Source organism: Hoeflea sp. AS16, from assembly GCF_038900095.1.
GTDB lineage: Bacteria > Pseudomonadota > Alphaproteobacteria > Rhizobiales > Rhizobiaceae > Hoeflea.
Genome location: NZ_JBBMQQ010000003.1, coordinates 127400 through 146869 on the forward strand (window position 1 = coordinate 127400; position 19470 = coordinate 146869).

Below are 19470 nucleotides of genomic sequence, written 5' to 3' on the forward strand. Positions count from 1 at the left end.
TGTAGAATCATGCTTTCGTTTCTCCGCGAGTTCTGGGCGTTCTTGAGACATCGCAAGAAGTATTGGCTGCTGCCGATCCTGATTGCCATGGCCGTGTTCGGCGGCCTTATCGTGCTGACCCAGGGCAGCGCCATCGCGCCTTTCATTTACACCCTGTTCTAGCAACAGGCGTTTTCCGGGCATGGCTGCACGCGCGTGGCCATGCCTTAAACAGACATCAGGGTTCTGACTTCCGGGTCGGAAGTGGGCGAAGGTGACATGCGGGTACTAGGTCTTTCAGCATTTTATCACGACAGCGCCGCGGCGCTGGTTGAAGACGGCCGCATTGTGGCCGCCGCTCAAGAGGAGCGTTTCAGCCGCAAGAAATTCGATTCGAGCTTTCCCAAGGCATCCATCGAATATTGCCTGGCCACGGCAGGCTGCAAATTGAGCGATGTCGACATCATCACATTCTACGACAAGCCTTTCCTCAAGTTCGAACGGCTGATCGAAACCTACCTCGCCTTCAGCCCGAATGGCTTCCGGTCGTTCATCATGGCCATACCGCTGTGGCTGCGCGAGAAGCTGTTCCTGAAATCGCTGCTGGCCGACCATCTCACGGAAATGGAAAAGGGCGTGGACTGGGAGAGCCGCCTGCAGTTCAGCGAGCATCATCTCAGCCATGCCGCCTCGGCCTTTTTCCCCTCGCCGTTCGAGCGGGCAGCCGTGCTGACGATGGACGGCGTGGGCGAATGGGCGACCACATCCACAGCCATCGGCGACGGCGCCAGCCTGAACATCACCAAGGAAATCCACTTCCCGCACAGCCTTGGCCTGCTCTATTCGGCATTCACCTACTACACCGGCTTCAAGGTGAATTCCGGCGAATACAAGCTGATGGGCCTGGCGCCCTACGGCGTGCCGCGTTACGCGGATATCATCAAGCAGCATCTGATCGACATCAAGGAAGATGGCTCTTTCCGGCTCAACCTTGAATATTTCAATTACTGCACCGGCCTGACCATGACCAATGCCCGCTTCGACGAGCTGTTTGGCGGTCCGCCGCGTCGTCCCGAGGCGCAGCTCGACCAGCGCCACATGGATCTGGCTGCGTCGATTCAGGACGTTACAGAAGAAGTCGTTCTCAAGCTGGCACGGGGTATCGCGCGGGAAACCGGCGAAAAGAACCTTTGCCTTGCCGGCGGTGTTGCACTGAACTGCGTGGCGAACGGCAAGCTGCTCAGAGACGGCTGTTTCGAGAACATCTGGGTGCAGCCCGCCGCGGGCGACGCAGGCGGCGCACTGGGTGCAGCCCTTGCATCTTACCATATCGAGGCGAAGCAGCCGCGCGCTGTGCTCGGTTCCTCTGCGCTGGACGGAATGGCCGGCTCCTACCTGGGCCCGGACTACGACCAGGATGAAATCGAACAAAGGCTGACACAGGCCGGCGCCAGGTTTACCCGCCTGAGCCAGGAAGACATGCTGCAGACCACAGCCCAGGCCCTGGCCGATGGCAAAGCGGTTGGCTGGTTCCAGGGCCGTATGGAATATGGCCCCCGCTCGCTCGGAGCGCGTTCTATCCTGGGTGATCCGCGCAATCCCGCCATGCAGAAGAACCTCAACCTCAAGGTGAAATACCGCGAGAGCTTCAGGCCATTTGCACCGGCGGTCTTGAAAGAGCACGTGTCCGACTGGTTCGATCTGGACGCCGACAGCCCCTACATGCTGCTGGTGGCGCCGATTGCCGAAAAGCAGCGCAAACCCATGTCCGAGCAGGAAGAAGCGCTTTTCGGCATCGACAAGCTCAACGTGTCGCGCTCTTCAATACCGGCCGTGACCCACGTGGACTATTCGGCGCGCGTGCAGACGGTGCATGAACAAACCAATCCGCTGTTTCATGCGCTGATCTCGCGCTTCCACGCCAACACCGGTTGCCCGGTCGTGGTCAACACCTCGTTCAATATCCGCAGCGAGCCGATCGTGTGCTCGCCGGAGGATGCGTTCCGTTGCTTCATGGGCACCGACATCGAGCTGTTGGTATGCGGCAACGCGGTTCTGCACAAGCAGGACCAGACAGCCGCCAAACAGGTAGACTACCGCGGCGATTTCGAGCTGGATTGACCGGGGACAGATCCCGCAGCTCAATCCGCTTGTGCACGCCTGATTGCATCGGCAATGGGAGCGGACAGAGGTTCCGCGCCCAGATAGGACAGGTGGTCGGTGTCCGTGTACAACCACTTCCCGTTGTCGAAGACCACGGAAACCCCAACTCGACTCGCACTTCAGGTTGTAGAGGGACCGAAGCCTCGCGACCTCATTCGACCCCGTTGGCAGGCTCATGATCGGCCAATATCTTGTCAGCTTCCGCTGCCATCCGTTCGCCGATCAGGCGATAGCCTTTTGGCGTGTAGTGACCATAGGTCCGCCAATTGTAAAGCGACAGCGGGTCCGGGTGCTTGTCGAAGATTTCACCTTGTATATCGACCACATCGATCCCCATTTCCCTGACCATCTTCAACACGTCCTGGCGCAGCAGGAAGTTGTCATCGATCTTGATGCCGTAAGTGTCGTAACCGCCGTGATAGGCATACCAATCGGGGATGTAGACGAAGACGAACTTGCCGCCCCAGCTTTCGGTTTCGGCCTTGGCACGCTGCAGTGCCGTCTTGAGCAGCCCGAGTTTTTGCTCTTCCCGTCCCTCGGTCACTTCTTCCCGTCCGCCCATATTGCGCAGGCGTTCCCTAACCCGCTTGAGGCGCAGCCCCTCGTCGATCAGGCGGGCTGTGATAATTTTCCGACGTTTTTGCCGAGTTTCGTTAAGCTGAGCGATCCGGCTCTCGAACTCGTTTGCCAGATAGTCACGCAAAAAAACATCGATTTCGTCCTGGCGTGCTGCGAGATCTTGCGTGAATTCGGGATCATCAAGATAGCTTTTCAGAATGTCGGACTGCACTTCAGCCACGCTGTCGCGAATATCGACGGCATAAAAAACCCAGAATACGATCTTGGGCTCGACCGGTTTTGCAAATTCACGTTGCACGGCGAGATAGGTGACCGGGCCAACGCCGCCAATTCCCAGATTGACAGCCTTGATGCCTTCGCTGCGCATAACGGAGGTAATATCGTCACCAGGTTCGACACAGGCTCCATTGACGAAGGAATCACCGACCACGGCGGCGTCCAGCGCACCCTTCTTGTAAAGGCCAAGCGGGTTGTTGAATCCGTGCTCATCGGTTGGATAGGTCGACCAGAAGCCCATCTCCTGACAGAACACGGACCAGCTGCGGGAAACCCCGCCAAATGGCAGTACACGGCCACCCTTGTGTTCAAGGCCATTCACATCCCAATACAGGCTCGGCGCGAAGGTTGGATACGTCTCCTTGCCGTCAGCAATCATGTCGCGAATGAATTCTTCCTTGGTGCGATCATCCCAGTCAGCGCCGGCTGCGCGGGCGGCGCGCTCAACCCTGCTGATCGTGCCCAGTTCGATTTCCCACACCTCATAAGCAAAGTAGGCCTCGGCAAGATAGACACCAACAACCAATGCAAGAGCAGACGGGATAACCACCAAAAGTGTTCTGAAAAAATTCCTGAGAAGGCGCAATAAATCATTCCACTATCAAAGATCGGCTATCCGAGTTGCATAGCCACTAAGGGGTATATTTACAAGTTTGATGTCCCTGAGCCGGCATGGGCTCTCAACTCGACGCGTACTGTTCCAGGGCCCCGGCGATCAGGCCGACTTCCTTGTAGCAGCGATGGGTCATCTCGCGGTCGCCGCGGGCAAAGGCTTCATGGCCCTGCCTGCACAATTCGATGATGTCGGCGTTCATGTCGCGAATGATCCCGGGGGAATTCCAGAAGGCGTGGGCCACCGGTGGTCGCTTGAGCTTGGCGCTCGCCGCGGCGACCTCGGGATCGTTCTCGATCAGGGAAAGCACGTCGTCGATGCGAATCACCCCGCCGGGCCGGTACAGCCTGGCATAGACAAGCTTGAGGAACTCGTAGTCCTCGGGGAAATCCAGCGACCAGTGATGCTGCGACAGGTCCGGCTCGTGGGTGTAATTGTCGATGCGGCAGGAGCCCGGATGCAGGCTGAGATAGCTGAAGGCATGGATACGCTGCGAGGGCGCCAGCGCGTTCGCGTGCGCCAGCAGCACGGCGTCCCTGGTGATCACGTTGACATCCAGCCCTTCGGGGAATGTCGGCGGATCATAATTGTTGAGATAATCGCAGCCGCTTTCAAAGAACCGGTTGATGGCGTCGCCTATCAGGATAGGGTCCAGCAACGGGCAATCGCCGCCGACATAGACAATGATGTCAGCCTGGCATTCCTCGATGGCCTGGACGATGCGGTCGAGCACGAATTCGGGGTGGCCGCGGACCACCGGAACGCCTGCCCTGGCGCCAAGCCCGGCCAGCGGGTCGTCCTTGTCCAGGTTGGTGGTGACCAGCGCCACTTCATCGACACCAGGGATCTGACGGGCGATATCGATCGTGTGCTCGACAACCGGCTTGCCGGCAAGATCGAACAGCGACTTGCCCGGAACCCGGGTCGAGCCCATGCGGGCGATGACCATTGCCACAATCTTCAGGCCTTCGCGCTGTCGTGCCATGACCACCCTCCCTTTGGAATGCTGACAGGTTCAAATACTCCGGACCCAATTGTCCAGTTCCTGGCTTGCCAGGCTTTCGCAGATCGCCTGGGTGGCGACCGCATCGTCTATTGTTGCAGGCAACGGTGCACCGGTGTCGAGGAAATCGCCGATGGCAGCATAAACATCACCCAGCGCGGTCGACAAAGCAGTCGGTCCCGATCCAACGGGCAATTGTTCGAAATAGCCCGGGAAAACCGGGTCCGGGCGGACCTCGAAGCGTTCCAGCTGCATGCCGGACTGGGAATAGCGGTAGCGGCCTTTTTCAAACAGCAGGTCGATCTCGAAGATCGAGAAGAGCCGCTCGTCGCCGGTGAGCAATTCAATGTCGACGTTGCTGAACCGCACCGTGCCTGAAACGCTGGGGTCCACCTCGGTGAAATCGAAGGTCTTGCGCCGGCCGATGGTGGCCTGCACCTCGCCAAACAGGAACCGCAGCAGGTCGATGGCGTGCGATCCGTTGTGCCGGATCCCCTTGGAATACCAAACCGCACCCGACAGCGGCTGGCCGAGTGCTCCGGCATCGATATCGGTGCGCAACCGGCGCACGCTTTGCTCGAAACGGCGCTGGTAATTGACCATCAGGGTCCTACCGGCAGCCTTGTAACGCGCGGCGATCTCGCGGGCCTGATCAATATCCTGCGTCAACGGCTTTTCGCACAGCACCAGCCCGACATCGTGGCCGGCGAGCTGCTCGAGATAGGTCGCGTGGTGAGGATCGGGGACGGCTATGACCGCGACATCGAACGGGCGCTGAAGTACCTCTTCCAGAGTTTCCGCTACCGGCACGCCCCACAACGAACCCATCTGACGGGCGCGGTCAGTATCGAGATCATACAGCGCCTCGCAGACAAAGCGGGGGTCGCTCCGAAGGGCATGCAGATGGGTGAGGATTTGCGGAGAGCCAGGACTGTCATATCCACCGGCGATATTGCCGGCACCAATAACAACGGCGGAATAGGTCATTCTCTACCACATGCGCGGATCGATGATGGATGCATCATTGCAAGAAAGACCGTCAAAGTCGATCTCGACACTCCCGGCGAGCGCCAGGGCGTCTGTAATCTCTTCCAGCTCGGCCGCGCTCGTCACGCCGCAAACGACAGTTTCAACGTTATCGTTCTGCGTTATGAAGGCAAGACTCGCCACCAGCGGGCCGACACCCGCGCGTTCGGCGGCTGCACGAAACGCCTCGATATAAGGCCTTGCCGCCTGCCGCGCCTGCGGGACAGCCGACTGGTCCATCAACAGAAGGCCCTGCAGGAACGCCGACCTGATATGGTTGCTGACGCCCTTTGCCCGCGCGACATCCAATGCGCCGCTTGTCTGCATGCGCTGGTCGAGCACGTTCATCGGCGCCTGCATCACATCGATCGGATACCGGTCCATCAGGGTCGCAAGTTCTGCAGGGTCGTAGACAGACACGCCGATGGACTTCACCAGGCCTTCACTCCTGGCAGCACTCAACGTGTTCCAGAGCAGATCCCCGCCACGTGCAAGCAGATCTCCCGGCCAATGCACGAGGACACCATAGAGGCTCTCCGTGCCCAGCTTTTCAAGCGACGATTCAATCGACCGGCGCACCTGCGCCGCATCATCGGCGAGGATTTCATCGCGCCTGAATTGCGGTGTCTTGCTGATCAGCTTGAAAGATGCAGCCGCCTTGAGTTCACCAAGAACCTGCTCTGATGTGCCATAGGCCGGCGCGGTATCAAGAATGTCGATACCGCGCGTCTTTGCCAGCTGGAGAATGGCATCAGCGTCTTTCAGTGAAATCTGGCCCCTGGTGTTTGAAACACCGTAATCGAGACCAAACTGGGCCGTTCCGAGGGATAGCTTTGCCATGCACGTCACACTCTGCTGGAGTTCACATACAACGGCCGGGCAAGCCTATTCGGTTTCCTTGGTGCGGTTGAGCATCTCCAGAAGCCCTTCGGTGCTGAGCCACTCGGTGTTGTTGTCCGAGCTGTAGGAAAAGCCCTGTTCGACCGGCTTGCCCTTTTCACCCAGAACGCTCTTGGTGTAATCGGCGCTGACGGTGAAATTGATGGTCGGCTGAATCACGAAGTGCTCGTCGAATTCCAGCACAAGATGGGAATCATCGGACGGACACATGACTTCATGCAGCTTTTCGCCCGGACGGATGCCGATGATCTTGTGCGGCAGGCCCGGCGCCATGGCGTCGGCCAGATCGGTCATTTTCATGGACGGGATCTTGGGCACGAAAATTTCGCCGCCATGCATGCGCTCGAAGCTCTTGATGACGAATTCCACACCCTGGTCGAGGGTGATCCAGAACCGGGTCATGCGCTCATCGGTGATCGGCAGTTCGGTGGCGTTTTCAGCCAGGAGCTTGCGGAAGAACGGCACCACCGAGCCGCGCGAACCGACCACGTTGCCATAGCGAACAACAGCAAAGCGGGTCGTGTGGCCACCGGCGATATTGTTGCCGGCCACGAACAGCTTGTCCGAGCACAGCTTGGTGGCGCCGTACAGATTGATCGGGTTGGCTGCCTTGTCGGTCGACAGTGCGATCACCCGTTCAACTTCGTTGGCGATTGCCGCGCGGACGACATTTTCCGCGCCGTAAACGTTGGTCTTGATGCATTCCAGCGGGTTGTATTCAGCGGCCGGAACCTGCTTCAGGGCTGCGGCGTGGATAACGAAATCAATGCCGCTGAACGCCTGATTGACCCGGTCATAATCGCGGACGTCGCCGATGAAATAGCGGATCTGCGGGTATTCCGATTCAGGAAAAGTCTGGCTCATTTCGAACTGCTTGAGTTCGTCACGGGAGAAAATGACCAGCCGCTTGACCTTGTATTCCGACAGCAGCCTCTTCACCATGCGCTTGCCGAACGAGCCGGTGCCGCCGGTTATAAGGATGGATTTGTTGTTAAACATCGGTATTCCCTTGTTAATCCTGTTGGCTCTTCAGCGCGTCGAGACCTGCCCGTCGAAAGGTATGTGTATGTAGACCATTCGCCGCCGCTTAACCCGTGGCAGCAATGAACTCGGTCGTTTTCTTAAGATCGCCAATCCGCAAGATGTCAAGATACCGGGCGACTGCAGCATGCGGGCTTCCGTAAACCATCTGGCGGCCATGATGCAAGAGCAACGCCTTGTTGCAGCGGTTGAGCACAAACGGAACACTGTGGGTAACGATGATAACAGCTTTCGCACGGTCGATGGTTTCTTCCATGCGGCGCGCGGCCTTTTGCTGGAACCCGATGTCACCGGCATTGAGCAATTCATCGAGCATGATGATGTCGGGAGCCACGGCCGTCGCGATGGAAAACACGAGGCGGCTCTTCATTCCATCGGAATAGAACTTGTAGGGCTGGTTGATGAACTCTCCCAGCTCCGAAAACTCAACGATGCTCGGATACAGGGCGTCGGCTTCCTTGGTAGACATGCCCATGAAACAGCAGGCCAGCCGGATATTCTCCGAGCCTGAAAGCTCGTCACGGATACCCAGGCCGGGGCTCAGCAGCAATGGCTTGGCGTAGAGGGAAATGGCTCCCTCCTGGATCGGCACCAGCCCGTTGATTGCCTTCAGCAGCGTACTCTTGCCGGCACCATTGGCGCCGATGATACCGAGAATATCGCCAGGATAGACATTGAAGCTGACCCGGGAAACGGCATCGAATGTCGGCGCCTTGCGGAACCTGATCAGATTCTGCGGCGCCCATTTCTTGGCCGGGTTCTTGAACAGCCGGATCGTGACGTTCTCAACCTTGACCGAGGGAACCGGGAGATCGTCGGCATGCCGCTTGCGCCAGGCCGCCGAGGTTTCTTCCGGCAGCGCCGAAAGGATCTGGTCGACACCCCAGTCGGGGAAACCCTTGATGACCTTGAGGCTATTGTCGAGAAGCCCCACCAGCTTGTCGCTGACCGGAGCGAGGTCGATATCATCGAACGTTGCCAGAAAATCGCAGACCTCGGTCAGGTCACCCGATTCAATGATATTGTTGAGTTCATCCTGAAGCGTGCCGCTTGCGGCGTGTTCAAGCCCGGTGAATTCACCCTCCAGGCTCCACACATCAAGACCGTATATCCCGGCGCCCAAATCCGCGGACTCATGGCCCAGAAGGTTGAGTTCAAGCCGGTCGCTTTTCAGCTCGCCATCAATCTTCTTGCGCAGCTTGAGGGACCCGTTCACATAAATGCTGACCCGGGTCGGCGAACGCACCAGGGTGATGAAAACCAGGCGGTCTTCGAGGTGGATCACGGAGGCCGTCTCAACCCAGGTCAGCGACTTGTTGCTGACCCGGAGAGAGCGCTGCTTGTCGCCGTCGAGCGAGATGTAGAGATTGTGGTCGATATTGGACGAGAGGTCGATGAGCATGTGCATCGCCACCGAGCCGCTCTGATCAACTGCGCCCTGCCAGCTCAGCTTCACCGTCTCGCGAGACATCGCCACCATGTGGAAGCCACTCTGATCGAGAGGCTTGGCACTGCCGTCGCCTTCCACCTCGGCACGGTCGAGCCAATGCTGTCCGCCATGCTCATAGGTCGAGAGCGTACGCCGGGCATCATTGAGTTTCAGCAGCTGCTCAAGTTGAGCATTGTAAAGCGCGCTGTCGGTCTTGCCGCCAAGAGCCAGCTCCCTGATCCGCACACCCATTGCAGGGGCGCCGCCCTGGTTCGTATTAGTATCGTTCATGGTGAACTCCGGCGATCAAATAAACGAAAAGAAGTGCCGGCGGGCGCGACCCAACAGCTTCAACGCCCCAAGGGAACAAAGCAGCCCGATAACTGTAATCAAGATGAGCGGCCAGAGAGGCGGCAGCTCATGTCTGAGTATTATGGCCCGATAGGCTGGCAGAATGTGCGCGAACGGGTTGAGGTAATAATAGGTCAGATACTGCTCCGGGATCCGCTCCACCGGGTAGATGCCGGGCGACAGGTAAAACCAGATACCGGTGATGACGTTCACACCCCCGGCGAGGTCGCGCACGAACGCGCCCGCAGTGGCGAACAACACCGTCAGAAACAGCATGATCGAGAGCTGAGCCATCATCGGAAAGACGAGATAGACGTAGCTGGGATGAGGCGGGTAGCCCATCATCGTGGCAAACAGAAAGAGCACCATCAGCGCGACAAGGAACATCGCGAACTCGACACCGATATAGGCAAGAATAAGCGAAAACACCGAGAAATTCGTCTGTTTCAGGACAGATGAATAACTGGCAAAGGTCACGGGAGAACCATCAACCGTCTTGGCGAGCCAGCGCCAGAATACAACGGCGATATAGATGTTCAAGAACTGGCCGCTCGGCAGATTGCCGCGCATCAGGATTTGCGTAAGGAAGAAATACACAAACGCCATGAAGATCGGTTCGATCGCGAGAAAGAAGACGCCAAGCGCCTTCTCGAAAACCTTGCTCTTCATTTCAGACTGAACGATCAGCCGGATTTTCGACCATTCGGATGCAAGCGTGCGTTTGCCATCCTCCCAGGTCAAAGGCGCATAAGTGCTGCCTTGTGGAGTGATTTTCTTGTATAGGGACTTGTCCAACGGCCACTCCAGTGATCGGCATTTACTTGCCTTTAGAGGTCGGCCAGTCTCTATCACCCGCTTTGACGCCAAGTCAAGGAAAACGCCCCCTCGACGCAGGCCGTGGCCACAGGGCTGTGGAAGGGTGGATCAGCGGGCAAAACAGGCTTTCGCAGGAGCCTGTTTTATCGTGCCATTATGGAGCGGATGGCTTGGCTGCAGGCCTCCAGATCTTCGCACTCGTTGACCCAGCTTGCGAACTGGCCAAGCCGAAGACCCTGATAGGATTGGTCCGGAAACCATGAATGACTGGGTATACCGGCGCGGCCGGTTTCGGCCAGCAGCATCGAGTTCAGACCGAAGGCAATGTCGGCGACGGCAAACAGTTCCGGCTTGGACAGGCCGGAACCACACAAGACCAGATCGCTCTCGTGCCGACCGGCAAAAGCGTGCCAGTCATAGGTTTCCGATGGATGCGGACGTATCATCACATGCATCGGCCGCCCCATGCTTGTGGCCAGTTCCCGCACCAGCGCCACAAGTTCGGCGGCTGCACGGTAAATGTCCCGCTCGTCAGGCTGGTCCCATTGCCATTTCGCTGCATCGGCGAAGCCATATTCCGAGATGAACAAAACCACGATGGCATCTTGGGCGAGACCTAGTCGCTTGCGAACGTCGAGACCAAGAGCGGTGTCAGCCGGAACCTGGGGCGCCCAAAGCAGCGGGTGCTCAAACGTGACAATCGTGTCCACCGGGCACCCCAGTTCCCGCAGCCGGTCACCGCACCAGGCATCAGGAACGGCGATCATGTCGGGCTGGTGGCGCCAGCGGTCGGTTGGTTCATCCCCGGCAAAGCGTTGCCACAGGTTCCAGTAATGATCGACGATGGACGTAACCGGAATGCCGGCCTGGCGGGCCGCTTCGATCAGGGCTTTCTCGATCGTGTATCCGGCGGAGGCGCCGACAATCACATGATCGGGGCGATGCAGCTCAAGTGTCTTTCGGGCAATGTCGCGAAGATCCTCGCGCGAAAGCGCGGCACCGAGGAGCCGGACCTGATCCGCATGGTCTTCAAAATACCGGTCTGCGGGACTTTCAAGCAGTGCCCGCAAAGTGTCGTCAGCCGGACGCCCGTTCAGCAGGCGTGCAATTAGCGAACCGGCGCCCGCCTCCCGCGCGCCGACAAGCAGCCGGGGCGCGCCGAAGGCATCGGCCAGCAAGCTAGCCATCGCGGACGACCTGTCCGGTTTCAAGCGACCGGCGGATCATGTCGCCAACACGGACGGTTTCAAATCCGTCCCTGATTGCCGCTCCGTCCCAGGGGCCATTTTTCACGCGGTCGAGGAAACGATCGATCATCGGCTCGAAGAATCCGCGCTTGGCACCATGAATATCGACATACTCATAGGTGTCGGGCGCGATAACCGCGTTCTCGTCCTTGAACAGACGCACATTCATGTCGAAGTCGGCGACTTCCAGCGCGCCGCCCGATCCGCGGACCTCGAACACGGCCTCCCGCGAAGTGCCCGACAGCGGCGGCGTGACCCAGGAAATTTCGAGCACTGCATCGACGCCATTTGCAAAGCGCAGATTGGCAATCAGGTAATCGTCCTTGTCGCGCAGTCCGGCGCGGGAGCGTGCGAACACCTCGACCACTTCACTGCCGGTCACCCAACGCATGATGTCGACATCATGCGGCGACAGCCAATAGACCAGATCGGTCTTGCCCAACACGCGCTCGGCGCGCTTGCGGTTGGAATTGCGCCTGGCGAAGATATGGCGCACTTCGCCGACTTCGCCGGCATCGACAAGACGCTTCATTTCGGAAAAGCGGGAGCTGTAGCGCAGGACATGGCACAGGGCGCCGAGCTTGCCGGGCCGGTCCAGCAGAGCGACCAGCTGGTCGGCCTCGGACATGGACGTGGCGAAAGGCTTTTCCAGAAGGATATGCTGCCCGGCCTCCACCGCCGCCCGCACCGGCTCCACACGCACCCATTCAGGTGTCGTAATGATGGAGGTGGTAGCCGTCGGGAAGTCCTTGTAGGGCGCGGCATAGTCACTGCCCGGATAACCGGCAATGCCGTAGCGGTCGGCAAATTCCCTGGTCTTTTCCGGGGTATTGCCGACGACCGCAACCAGTTTGCAATCGGCTCGCTGCGCAATGATGCTGCCATAAATATCGGCCATAAGGCCGGTGCCGATCATGACGATTTCTATGGGGGCGTGGCTCACGAGCGATAGGTGTCCCTGGTGTCGATTTCTTCCAGCAGCTCAATTGCCGCAAGCGAACTTTCAAGCGCAATGGATGACTTGCCGGGCACGAATGCGTTCAGCAGGTGATCCAGTTCCGCATGATAATAGCCGCCGTCGAGCTCGACCGTTTCGATTTGCTGACCGGCTTCATCGATACGGCCGATGGAATAGAATTCCGGCGTATCGCGAACCAGCGTGAGCGAACCGGCGCTGCCCGACTCCATGTCGAGATGCAGGTGAATGAATCTCGGGCCAAAGGTGATCTGGTGCCTGGCGATGTCGTGACCGGCCAGTTCCAGCAGCATCTCCAGCGCATGGATGCCGTAGAAGAACGCGCTGTTGAGGCGCGGGTCCGGCCCCAGATCGGTACAGGCGGCAGGCGCTGAAGCCAGATAGGTCGCCTTCCCCTTTGCACCGTTGCGCACGCTGATCAGTTCAGGGGTAAAACGCAGCGGCGAGGCTGAGCAGAGCCGGACGCCCTTGGCCCGCGCCGCGTCGATCAGCTTGCGGGCATTGGCGGCGTTCTCGGTGAAAGGCTTGTCGACGAAAGTCGGCACGCCGGTGGCGATCGCTTCCAGTGCGGGTTCGGTATGGGCGTCGGCAAAACGGCCAATGACCATCGCAAAGTCTGCATCCTGCAGTGCTTCCCGCGGAGTCGCGGCGACCTTCTCAATGCCAAGCGCCTGGGCCTTGGCCGCAGTCTGATCCGGGTCTTCGCCCCAGATCGAGGTGACCCTGGCCACCGATGCGAAGGGTGCGTCGGCGCCGTTGATGCGATTGGCGAAAGCTTCGGTGTGGGTGCTGTCGGACCCCAGAAAAGCGATCCGGATCATGGCAGCTTCCAATGGGTTCCGCAGACGTGGCGTGTCCCGGTATCGTCAACGAAATAGTAAACCGTGAACATCTTGCCCGGTTCGATTTCAATGCTGAAAGGATAGCCACAGTCCCAGGTCGGGCTGTCATCACGGATGATGATTTCCTCATCGACCAGCCAGGTCTGGCCGCGATCCTTGCTGATGGCGCAGCGAATGCCATAGGGCGCGCGCCGGTAGCCGTAGGTTGCCAGCAAATCGCCGTTGGACAGGACCATCAGGCTGCCGGGCTGGCCCCAGATTCCGGTCTGCTGGGGTGCGGTCCAGCACAGTCCGCCATTGAGGCTGCGCGCGGTCACCAGGTTACCCACCATGCCGACGGGCATGAACTGGTCACCACTGGTGTGATAGGTCTCGTCGGCGCGGATCATCGCCAGCATTTCGCCGCCGCCGAGTGAAATCAGCGACGTTTCGTTGTAGTTGATGCCCTGCAATTCGGAGAAGCGGCCGTTCTCGTCCGACGCGATGCGGATCGGCTCGCACCAGGTCCGCCCGCGATCGAAAGACCGGACGACCCAGGATATGTCGGAGCGCTGCGGCGCACCGGTATAGACCGGCGCCAGCCAGGATCCATCGGCCATCTCGACAATCGGGTCACGCGAACAGGATCCACCGATCTCGGGCACCTGCTCAACGCCGATTTCCGTCCAGGTCTCGCCATTGTCGGTGGAGCGCATGATCATGTTGCCGACAACGGAAGTCACCAGCCCGTGCTCTGCACGATGCGAGAAAATCTTGCGCGGCGGCTCGCCACCCACGGCACTTGTCGGGCGAATGTCGAGCGCAACGAAGCGGCAGATCACGCTGCCATCGCTGAGCACCGTCATTGCCGGATCATTGACGCCCCAGCGGCCCTTGTAGACCTGACGGCGGTTTTCTTCCGGCCAGGTCTGGCCCATGTCGTCAGACGTGATGATGTGGATCGTGCTGTCCGGATCATGATGTGTAGCCACATCGTTCTTGGCCGCATCCGAGCTGAATTTTCCTGCCCGGCGAAAGGCAACCGCCAGTTTGCCGTTGGGCAGGATCACAACATGGGGAAAGGAACAATAGGCGTCGCTTTCGCGATAAATGGTGACGTGCTTCACTTTTTAGCCTCGGAGTGGATCATTCAACATCGGTTTTCGCCCAAAGATGGGCGGACGGACCTCTAAAACGCGAGTTTTTTCATCGCTATCTTTCGCACTTATCTGTGCAATACGAACTTTCTGCAACCCCGGTTTTGGATTGTTCATGCCGAAATGCCGGGTTTTTGCCCCGCATCGCTCTCCGGTTTCGAATACATCACTCCGGCTAGTCTCCGGCGGAGTCCGGACAGCCGGGAGGTCGTGGGCCTGACGAAATAATCGGCGATGCGTTCACTGCTCTGGCCATCGTTGGGTCCGTTGAAGCGGCGGATACCGCGCTCCAGAAGCTCCTGCGCCTGGGCTGCTGTCGCTTCATCAAATAGCATGGCGCGCACCATTTCACCGACACGGGCGGGATCCTCACAGCCCATGCTCAGCCCCTCGGCGACAAAATCCACCACGTCTGCCTTTCCGCTGAAATCGCAAATCAGGGTCGGTGTGCCCCGGATTGCGGCTTCAATGGCGATGTTGGACACCACCACGATCAGGAGGTCGCTGGCGCCCAGCAGCTGGCCGATCGGATATTGCTTCACGATATCGATCTTGTCGCGAACGCCAAGCCGCTCGGCCATTGCTTCGAAAACAGCCATCTCATCACTTGGATGCAGCTTGAGCACAACATGCACCCCGTCCAGATACGGCACTGCACCGAGCACGGGACCGAGCTCGGTTTCAGGGTCGGGAAAGGCCTCCGTCCCGACCGTAACGAGCTTCTTGCCAATTGCGCGGGGAAAGTCTTCCTCGACACTGCGACGGTCGGCGGTACGGTCGTGTCCGTGGTGCTTGTCGTAGGTATAGGCGCCCACGACTTCTATATTACGGGCCTTTTTTCCCGCCTTGATCATGTGGTCACGGATTTGATCGCCATAGGCGAGATGATAGGGCGCCGGGAAGTAATAGCCGTCCGGCCGGCGTCCCACCAGGATCGGGAAATGCCCAATCCACGGAATCTGGCGCGCGACAGCCTTGCGCCCGAATGCAATCGCGAGCGGCAGAGTTTCATTGATCGAGAACACCGCCTGAATCTGCACGTTTTCCGCAATCTGTTCATAAAGCCGGTTCAGATGGCGCTGCCGCCGCATGTAGTAGGGCCAGTTCATTTCAAAGAGGAATTGAATCGCCGAAGCCAACACCGGATCATCTTCCAAAAGTGACTTCAGCGGCCATTTGAGTTTTTCGTTGCGGACTTCCTCTTCAAATCTTCCCACGTGAACGACGGGCAGGCCTTCCATTTCAATCTTGCCGGAAAACCCGATCGAATCCGTCACCAGCAAGGCACTCATATCGCGCTTCTTCAAGGCTGCTGCGATTTGCAAAGCGGGATCGAGATTAACCCGCGAGCCGGAATCGCTGACCGTGATCAGCACAACGTTGTTGTCGCCGAGATCGGGCACGGCTTCAAATTCATGCAGCTCGGGTTCAATGGCGGATTTCGCAAAGAACCCGCCAATCCGCCATTGCCATCTGGAAAGAATGGATCTCTTGCTTCTATCGGTTTCAGTCGCACTTTCCTGCAGCCGCTGCCCCCAATCCGCAAGGGCCAGGCTGGCACGCGTAAACCGCGCACCAATCCGCCTCGTCAGCTTGCCAAAGAACTTGCCTATATCTTCGAAGCGGAAGGCTCGAACGCTGCGAAGCCATCGCAGGTACCTGATCCTTGTGCGCTTTCTGAAGTTCTTTGCCCGCTTGTCGTTGCGCGCCAACGAGATCAGCAATGTGAACCGGCGAACAATCAAAGGATGTTTCCGAAGAAACTGATTGACCATGAAACGCTGCCGTTCACGGGTGAAAATGGAATGGTGCCTGTACTTCCAACCGACCGTTAGATAGTCGATCTGCGACCGCAGTTTCCTGGCCGCGAGCCGGAAACAGTCATATGCATTGGAATCCACCACGGCCACGCAACACGGCGTTTTGGCTGCCGCCTTGTAGGCAAGCATCAGCTGGAACCAGTTGGTGGCAATCTCATGATAACAGGTCAGCAACACGTCCGTTTTCGACTTCGCTGCCACGGACGACATCAGATCATCCATGATCCCGTAGGCCTGGTATTCGATTTCCTCGGCTTCGCTCTTGTTGAATGCGCTGCGAAAGGACCTTGTGGTCCAGCTCTGGTCGTCATGCTTGATCTCAATGGCGCTGTGCGCGAGCAGATTTATCTCTTCCGGCTTCCAGCCAAGAATGTCGTCGAGCTGCCCGAGAAGCTCCAGATCACTCTTGTGGTTGCGAATGACCACAAACTGGTCGCCGTCACATTCAATGAGTAACATGCAAGCCTCTTGGGACAGACCGGTAAAGATGCCGAATGACAAATCCCGCTCAACGGTGCCTCTGCAATTTGGCCGGACTTATCGGATATTTTGTCTATCAGCGCAACACGGGCAATTGTTGGTGTTCGACCGGAATTTGATGGCCGTCATTGCCAGAATTTGCATACCTGCAGATGCATGCGAGGCACCAGCATCCAGGAGTGGACAAGGTTCCAGGCTCCCCTGATCATCTGCTTGCGTGTCTTCAGCCTGCTGGCGGCATACTCCAGTTCCGTATAGGCAAACAGGTGCCTGCGGACAGAGCGGTCGAGACGCGGATCCGAACGATACTTGTTGACCAGATAGTCCCCTGCCGCCTTGACCCTGGCGAATTCGGGACGGCTGCCCAGATGGATGATGGCAAGCGGCTCGGGCACCACGGCCAACTCCCCGCCTTCCAATGCAAACCGGGCGAACCAATCCACATCCTCCAGCCGCATCATGTTCTGATCATAGGCTCCGACCTCAACAAACGCCTCCCGGCCGAGCATGACGGTTGACCCCGGGCAAAACCAGCATCCGGAGAAAAACATAGACGGATCATCACTCGGCACCGGGATTCTTTGCTCCCGCCGCCCGTCCGAAAAGCGGTATTCGAAGCCCGATGCAATTGCAGTCCGTTTTGTCCCGATGCCGTTGGCTGCGATGAAACCGAGCTGGCGTTCCAGCTTGTGCGGAAGCCATTCATCGTCCGAATCAAGCCAGGCCAGCCACTCACCGCGTGCTGCCCGCGCACCTGCGTTGCGCGCTGCACCCGCTCCGCCGTTTTCCTGCTGGCGCAGCAGCCTTATGCGCGCATCACCGGACATATCGGCCGGCAGCTCGAACGGCGGGGAGGATCCGTCATCGACGACGATCAGTTCGAAATCCGTGAAGCTTTGGGCGAGAACGGAGCGGATGGAGACAATCGCCGTATCCTGCCGGTTATAGACCGGAATGATCACACTGACCGACGGAGCGTCTTTTTGCGGCAAGCTCACGATATGATTACCCCATCAAAGTTGCTGCAGGCGGCCCTACTCACCGGTGGTGACCGTTCGCTGCGACGCCGGAGTTGACCCGATCAGAAACCAATCGGGCGATACGCTTGGCGCTTTGCCCGTCATTCGGGCCGTTGAAGCGCTCGATGCCGTCCCGCATTTTCTGGCTGGCGCTCTCTGCCACCGCCGCGTCAAACAGCATAGCCTCGGCCTGGCGCTGCACATCCCGAGGATCGTAGCAGCCCAGAGACAACCCTTCCTCGACAAAATCCAGAACGGCAGACTTGCCGCTGAAATCGCAGACCAGCGTGGGCGTGCCGACCACCGCAGCCTCGATGATCACCGTCGACATGACCGACACCAGGAGATCGGCAGCCCCGAGCAATTGTCCCAGCGGATAGCGGTGCACAATGTCGATGCTGTCCGCAACTCCGGCGCGCTCGGCCATCTCCCGCATTGCCGCCGGATTGTCGTCCGGGTGCAATTTGAACACCACATGGGCGCCCGCGATCCGCGTGACCGCCTGCAAAATCGGAACCAGTTCCGTCGCCGGATCGGGAAAAGCCTCGCTGGTCACGACAATCAGACGATTGCCATGGACGCGCGGAAAGTCGGTTTCCACCGTGGCCCGGTCCGCGATCCGGTCGCGGCCCAGATGCGCATCGAATGCCGGGCTGCCGACAACATGGATGGCCGACCGGCTATTGCCGGTTGACGCGATATGGTCTGCGAGCTGGAGCCCGTAAGCCAGATGCTCGGTCGCGGGGAAGAAATAGTGATCCGGACAGCGCCCGATCGTTGCGCCGAAATGGCCAAGCCAGGACAGCGAGCGGTCCCGCGCCCAAAGCCCTGCGGCGATCGACACCGGCAAGGTGTCGGGAACCGAAAGAACGGCCCTGACGGCACATAACCTGTTGGCAATGCCGAGCACACGCTGAACCCGTTTCAGGCGCGTGACATATTTGGGCCATGACCAGGCAAGCAACCGGTCAAGCGCGGCCACAAGGGTTGGCGGCAAGGATCGGGCGGCTGTAATTTCCTGCCACTCGGGCGGCGGCATGCGGACCGGGAATACCGGCAAATCGCCGTCGATCACCAGTGTGTTGCGCCCGCTCAGATCCGGATCCTCGGCGACAAGGGCAACTTCGGTGAGCAACAGGACCGGGATCTGGAGAGTATCAAGTTCGGGGAGGATCGCCTTGAGAGGCCTGAGATTGATCCCGGTGCCTGAATCGTTGCAGGTCACCACGGCAATCCTGCGCCCGGCAAGCCGGGTACCGGCGCGCAATGCTGCGGGAAGCTGGCGCAACAGTCTCAAGCTGCGGCGGAGGGGACGCAACACTGCCCGCAGCCGGGTCAGCGGCAACCGGCCGGATGGCGCAGCGCTCTCCTGGCCCACACCAAATGCTGCGGCAAGCGGCGCATCGAGCAGGGCCAGCATGATATCGCCCTGCGCCAGAACCTCGTGCATCGCGGCGACGCGCAGCACACCGGTTGCGATCTCGTGATAGGCACTTGTCAGAATGGATTTTAGCAATCCATCGGCCTGGGCCTCAAGCAGGACATCCGCCAGCCCATAGGCCTGTTGTTCCAGCCGGGAGAGCGCCGCGGGACCGAGTGCCGCTTCGACGGACTCGATCTCCCGTTCGCCATCGCCAACGGTGAGCGTACCGGGCGCGGATCCCACCACCCGGCCTTCTGGCAGTTTCATTGTCGCCAGTGCTGCCCGTGCCGCGTCATCATCCCGTGCGATCAGGATGGAAGCGCCATTCAGATCCAGCTGCCGCACCAACAC

At 59.0% G+C, this 19470-nt stretch carries 16 protein-coding genes; 2 read left to right on the forward strand and 14 right to left on the reverse strand.

All coding sequences use genetic code 11. The annotated features are described in order from the left end of the window. Window positions 1-9 precede the first annotated feature (9 nt). Both WNY80_RS09190 and WNY80_RS09195 read left to right on the forward strand, forming a co-directional pair. Window positions 10-162, forward strand: a complete 153-nt coding sequence (locus tag WNY80_RS09190; protein WP_342887067.1) for a DUF5989 family protein — start codon at window positions 10-12, stop codon at window positions 160-162. Window positions 163-258: 96 nt separating this feature from the next. Further along, window positions 259-2100 carry a carbamoyltransferase gene (locus tag WNY80_RS09195; protein ID WP_342887068.1) on the forward strand — a complete coding sequence of 614 codons (1842 nt, stop codon included), beginning with the start codon at window positions 259-261 and terminating at the stop codon, window positions 2098-2100. A 193-nt stretch (window positions 2101-2293) separates the two neighbouring features. Here the strand turns inward: WNY80_RS09195 and WNY80_RS09200 are convergent, their stop codons facing one another. The 14 genes from WNY80_RS09200 to WNY80_RS09265 form a co-directional block, all read right to left on the reverse strand. Then, complete coding sequence (locus tag WNY80_RS09200; RefSeq protein ID WP_342887069.1) at window positions 2294-3583, reverse strand: hypothetical protein; 1290 nt, start codon at window positions 3581-3583, stop codon at window positions 2294-2296. A 94-nt stretch (window positions 3584-3677) separates the two neighbouring features. After that, a complete protein-coding gene (locus tag WNY80_RS09205) occupies window positions 3678-4595 on the reverse strand; it encodes a glycosyltransferase family protein (RefSeq protein ID WP_342887070.1) in 918 nt (305 codons plus the stop codon). A gap of 30 nt (window positions 4596-4625) precedes the next feature. Further along, on the reverse strand, window positions 4626-5600 hold the full coding sequence (locus WNY80_RS09210; RefSeq protein WP_342887071.1) for a Gfo/Idh/MocA family oxidoreductase: 975 nt from the start codon (window positions 5598-5600) through the stop codon (window positions 4626-4628). A gap of 3 nt (window positions 5601-5603) precedes the next feature. After that, the gene (locus WNY80_RS09215) at window positions 5604-6479 is read right to left on the reverse strand and encodes an aldo/keto reductase (RefSeq protein ID WP_342887072.1); all 876 of its coding nucleotides are present in this window, start codon (window positions 6477-6479) and stop codon (window positions 5604-5606) included. Between the two features lie 45 nt (window positions 6480-6524). After that, window positions 6525-7538: a UDP-N-acetylglucosamine 4,6-dehydratase (inverting) gene (gene pseB, locus WNY80_RS09220; protein ID WP_342887073.1), complete on the reverse strand. Its 1014-nt coding sequence runs from the start codon at window positions 7536-7538 to the stop codon at window positions 6525-6527. 88 nt (window positions 7539-7626) lie between these two features. Further along, window positions 7627-9300, reverse strand: a complete 1674-nt coding sequence (locus WNY80_RS09225) for an ATP-binding cassette domain-containing protein (protein WP_342887074.1) — start codon at window positions 9298-9300, stop codon at window positions 7627-7629. A 15-nt stretch (window positions 9301-9315) separates the two neighbouring features. After that, the gene (locus tag WNY80_RS09230; protein WP_342887075.1) at window positions 9316-10155 is read right to left on the reverse strand and encodes an ABC transporter permease; all 840 of its coding nucleotides are present in this window, start codon (window positions 10153-10155) and stop codon (window positions 9316-9318) included. 164 nt (window positions 10156-10319) lie between these two features. Then, window positions 10320-11363: a hypothetical protein gene (locus WNY80_RS09235; RefSeq protein ID WP_342887076.1), complete on the reverse strand. Its 1044-nt coding sequence runs from the start codon at window positions 11361-11363 to the stop codon at window positions 10320-10322. After that, a complete protein-coding gene (locus WNY80_RS09240) occupies window positions 11356-12366 on the reverse strand; it encodes a Gfo/Idh/MocA family oxidoreductase (RefSeq protein ID WP_342887077.1) in 1011 nt (336 codons plus the stop codon). The genes WNY80_RS09235 and WNY80_RS09240 overlap by 8 nt, the downstream gene beginning before the upstream one ends. Then, the gene (locus tag WNY80_RS09245; protein WP_342887078.1) at window positions 12363-13220 is read right to left on the reverse strand and encodes a Gfo/Idh/MocA family oxidoreductase; all 858 of its coding nucleotides are present in this window, start codon (window positions 13218-13220) and stop codon (window positions 12363-12365) included. The genes WNY80_RS09240 and WNY80_RS09245 overlap by 4 nt, the downstream gene beginning before the upstream one ends. Next, window positions 13217-14347, reverse strand: coding sequence for a sialidase family protein (locus WNY80_RS09250; RefSeq protein ID WP_342887079.1), 1131 nt, complete (start codon window positions 14345-14347; stop codon window positions 13217-13219). Before WNY80_RS09250 ends, WNY80_RS09245 begins: the two co-directional genes overlap by 4 nt. A 143-nt stretch (window positions 14348-14490) precedes the next feature. Next, window positions 14491-16656, reverse strand: a complete 2166-nt coding sequence (locus tag WNY80_RS09255) for a hypothetical protein (RefSeq protein WP_342887080.1) — start codon at window positions 16654-16656, stop codon at window positions 14491-14493. A 146-nt stretch (window positions 16657-16802) separates the two neighbouring features. Further along, window positions 16803-17675, reverse strand: coding sequence for a glycosyltransferase family 2 protein (locus WNY80_RS09260; RefSeq protein ID WP_342887081.1), 873 nt, complete (start codon window positions 17673-17675; stop codon window positions 16803-16805). Between the two features lie 40 nt (window positions 17676-17715). Continuing rightward, on the reverse strand, window positions 17716-19464 hold the full coding sequence (locus WNY80_RS09265) for a UDP-N-acetylglucosamine 2-epimerase (RefSeq protein WP_342887082.1): 1749 nt from the start codon (window positions 19462-19464) through the stop codon (window positions 17716-17718). Window positions 19465-19470: the final 6 nt, after the last annotated feature.